At 60.2% G+C, this 738-nt stretch carries 1 protein-coding gene; it reads left to right on the top strand.

Features of this window, described 5'->3' with window-relative positions; genetic code table 11:
* The coding region (locus EN925_RS38270) for a L,D-transpeptidase family protein (protein WP_164894796.1) at nt 1-695 on the top strand (695 nt) is incomplete at its 5' end.
* Between the last annotated feature and the right edge of the window lie 43 nt (nt 696-738).

The raw sequence follows: 738 nt of genomic DNA, 5'->3' as shown, positions 1-738 counted from the left end.
GCTACGTGCTGGTCGACATTCCGGCAGCCCAGGTCGAAGCGGTCGAGAACGACCGCGTCGTGCTTCGCCACACCGCGATCGTCGGCAAGATCGATCGCCAGACGCCGATCGTCAATTCCAAGATCACCGAGATCATCGTCAATCCATACTGGAACGCGCCGGTCTCGATCGTGCGCAAGGACATCATTCCGCTGATGCGGAAAAATCCCGATTATCTCAAGAACAGCCACATCCGCCTGTTCGCGCCCGATGGCAGCGAAGTCGATCCGATGAATGTGGACTGGTCGACCGACGACGCCGCCAAGTACCGGTTCCGCCAGGATCCCGGCTCGGAAAACGCCATGGCTTCGGTGAAGATCAATTTCCCGAGCCCTGACGGCGTCTACATGCACGACACGCCGCAGCAGAGCCTGTTCGGCAAGATGTTGCGTTTCGATTCCTCGGGCTGCGTGCGCGTGCAGAATGTGCGCGACCTCGTCACCTGGATCCTGCGCGACACGCCCGGCTGGGACCGCCAGCATTTCGAGGCGGCGATCAAGACCGGTGAAAACACGCCGATCCAGGTCACCAATCCGGTGCCGGTCCACTTCCTCTATCTCTCGGCCTGGTCGACCGGTCCGGGCGTGGTGCAGTTCCGCGACGACGTCTACGCGCTTGATGGCAACAACGAGCTGCAGATCACGTCCGCGCTTTAAATATTTGATTTCTATTTAAAAAGGCCGCCTCTCAGGGCGGCCT

Source organism: Mesorhizobium sp. M7A.F.Ca.US.006.04.2.1, from assembly GCF_004022915.1.
GTDB lineage: Bacteria > Pseudomonadota > Alphaproteobacteria > Rhizobiales > Rhizobiaceae > Mesorhizobium > Mesorhizobium ciceri.
This window is presented reverse-complemented; position numbering and strand designations above follow the sequence as displayed.